3 protein-coding genes are annotated in these 2,641 nt (G+C 55.9%); 2 read left to right on the forward strand and 1 reads right to left on the reverse strand.

Annotated elements, in window-relative coordinates:
* A partial coding sequence (locus ACH2EH_RS25820; RefSeq protein WP_395146300.1) for a hypothetical protein occupies positions 1-220 on the reverse strand: 220 nt, incomplete at its 3' end.
* Between the two features lie 217 nt (positions 221-437).
* On the opposite strand from ACH2EH_RS25820, the gene ACH2EH_RS25825 reads away from it, so the two are divergent.
* Both ACH2EH_RS25825 and ACH2EH_RS25830 read left to right on the forward strand, forming a co-directional pair.
* Complete coding sequence (locus ACH2EH_RS25825; protein WP_395146301.1) at positions 438-1,106, forward strand: hypothetical protein; 669 nt, start codon at positions 438-440, stop codon at positions 1,104-1,106.
* Between the two features lie 410 nt (positions 1,107-1,516).
* A partial coding sequence (locus ACH2EH_RS25830) for a type IV secretory system conjugative DNA transfer family protein (protein ID WP_395146302.1) occupies positions 1,517-2,641 on the forward strand: 1,125 nt, incomplete at its 3' end.

Genomic DNA, 2,641 nt, shown 5'->3' on the forward strand with positions numbered 1-2,641 from the left:
GACGGGTGAGCGAGCCTCGAAGCAGGGCGGCGGCATCCTGTTGCTCGCCCCAAAACAACTCGGCGAGCTGCTCACGTGAGTGCTCTCTTTCCCGGTGAAAGGCGAGGAAGGCCAGCAGGCAGGCATCGCGCCCATTTCGAAGCGTCTTTGGTCGTGCTTGCCCCTGCTGTATTTCTAGCCTACCCAGCATCCGGATAAACCAGGGATGTACTGCGCTCACGTCTTACCCCTCATTGTGTTCACGTCTGTACCTTTTATCCTATATTTTTTGGACTTGAAAGGAACGTACCAAAATAGCGGCCTTGAGCACACGATGGCACAACTATAGCTCCGTATCATTCTTGTAACAGTTCCACTGAGGCGGTTTCGGGGGAGCTGCTTGGCGAAATCACTAACACTACTTATTGCCCAAGATGGGCATTTTAAGGGGAATCGATATGGGACTTAATGGCAAGGTCGGGACAAGTGAGAAGTTTGAGACAGAGGAATTTGAGGAGCATCTGCCTTCTCTGAGGCCCTCCCTGCGTGCTTTTAAGCGCGATAAGGGCAGCGACCTGGAGGTGGGGCTGATGCGTATCGATGACGAGATGGAGCTGGTTCGGCATCAGGGGCTCTTTGGGATGTGGCGCTTACGCTGGGAAGCCTGGCTAGAGGAGAAGATCAAAGACCCGGCTATCCGAAAGATGAAAGCTCGCCAGGAGATTCTGGAGCAGCAGCGCATAACGGCTGAGGCTCAGATACGGCTTAAATCTACGGTTCAGTCGGGAGATCGCCAGGTTGAAGTGGGACGCATGGAGCACAGCCAGGTGCTCTGGCAACGCCTCCAAACAGACATGCAACATAGCGGGATTCTACTTCCGGGTTTATCCTCCGCAGGCTCCGCGTCTGGAGCCGTCTACGGTTCGAGCGAGCCACCGGTGTCTTTGCACATCACCGATGAGCAGATTGAGGCTCTGGCTCTGCGAGCGGTGATGAGCATCGGCAAGGGCGAAGGGGCCGAGGCGGAGTGGCAGCAGTACCGAACGCAGCTCTACGAGCGCCTTCCCCAGTACGCCGCGCAAGAGGTCGAGCGGCGGGTCTTCGAGCTTCGCAAAGTGGGCGCGTGAGGTGGGTGGTAAGTGTCCTGTAGGGTGGGTTATTGACTGTCTTATCGGGTGTCCTGTTAACAGGACACCCGATAAGGTAGCTGCCTAGAGGGGAAAACCCGGCAATCCAGGACAGTTTTCTCTGTAACTGTCTTTCTCTTTCTCTTCGTTGCCTTTGTTTCGGTTCCCTCTCCAAAAGCTCCTCCTCGTCCTCGTCATCATTAACCGTCTTACCAGACGGCGGCGCGGTGATCCTAGCGGCAACATGAATCACCTAGCGCTACCTATGCACTTCATGAATTAAAAACCGATCTCACTACCTAAAAAACGGTCTCACTACATAACGCGCCATGGCGTTTTTTATCGGTTTTTGTTCGGTATTTTAGCCCCAAAAAGGTATCAAAAATCAGCATCGTAAAGGCGGTTATTACATGATTAAACTGGGAAACAGGCTGGAGGAACACCATCAGGAAGCGGGAGCGTTTCGCATTCTCTGCGACGACTCCGAACTCATGCAGCACCTAGACCGTCCCTGGTTACGAGCCTATGCCTGTGAGCACCTTGGCTTGCCGATGCCACTTCAGAGCAAGCAGGCAGAGCACGGGGCCATCGTGCGTCCCGTGGCAGCGAGTGAGGAGCAGCTCCAGCGCCACAGCGTGGTCTGCGGCGCAAGTGGAAGCGGAAAAACCAGGCTGGCGCTTCATATGCTCGTGGAGCAGATACGGGCCGGTGCCTCCGTAGTTATGTTAGACCCCAAGAAAGAAACGCTCCTGCATCTTCTGGTGATGGCAAGAGAGGCGGGCATCAAACCCGAGCAGGTAACGCTTCTTGTGCCCGGCAGCAGCGATGAAGTGGGGGTGCCCGGCTGGAATCCACTGGACTACAAGGCAGCCGGAAGTAGGCCATCACGCATCGCTGCTGACTTCATCTCCATCCTGCACCAGAACAACCCGAGCTGGGGGCCGCGCATGGAGGACGTGCTCTCTAATGCGCTGATCATCCTCTCTAGTCATGGGCTTTCACTTTACGAGCTTACCCGGTTCCTGACGCACCCGGACTACCGTGCCTCTATCCTGTCTACCCCAATAGAGCCACCCGAGCGAAAGTCATTTGCCGAAGCCCATGAGTACTTTACGATGGGGGAGTTTTTTAACTGGAGTACCTCGGAGAAGGCTAGTGCAATAGGGCCGGTGATGAACAAGCTGCGCCCATTTCTGCGCACGGACTTCCTTCTCTCCCTACTCTGCGCCAAACGCAACACAATGGACTTGGCCTCGCTCTGGAAGGAGCAACGACTCATTCTGGTACACCTGGATCGGGTAGAGCTGGGCGATACAGCGGCACAGCTTCTAGGGGGACTACTTGCCTGGGGGCTGTATCGCACTGCGATGGAGACTGAAGGGCCTGTGCCGGTTTGCCTTGCCATGGATGAGATGGGCGTATCGGAAAAGTTCATCGGTTCCGCTGTCTGTGAGATTCTCGCCATCGCTCGCTCGCGCAACCTGCGCCTCTTGGTGGCCTGTCAGCACCTGGCGCAGCTCTCAGATGGTCTACGC

It is taken from the genome of Armatimonas sp. (genome assembly GCF_043760365.1).
In the GTDB taxonomy this organism is placed as follows: Bacteria; Armatimonadota; Armatimonadia; order Armatimonadales; family Armatimonadaceae; genus Armatimonas.

Bases quoted from the DNA above. Each gene is read 5' to 3' on its own strand.
- ACH2EH_RS25825 (WP_395146301.1), top strand. From the start codon at position 438: ATGGGACTTAATGGCAAGGTCGGGACAAGTGAGAAGTTTGAGACAGAG.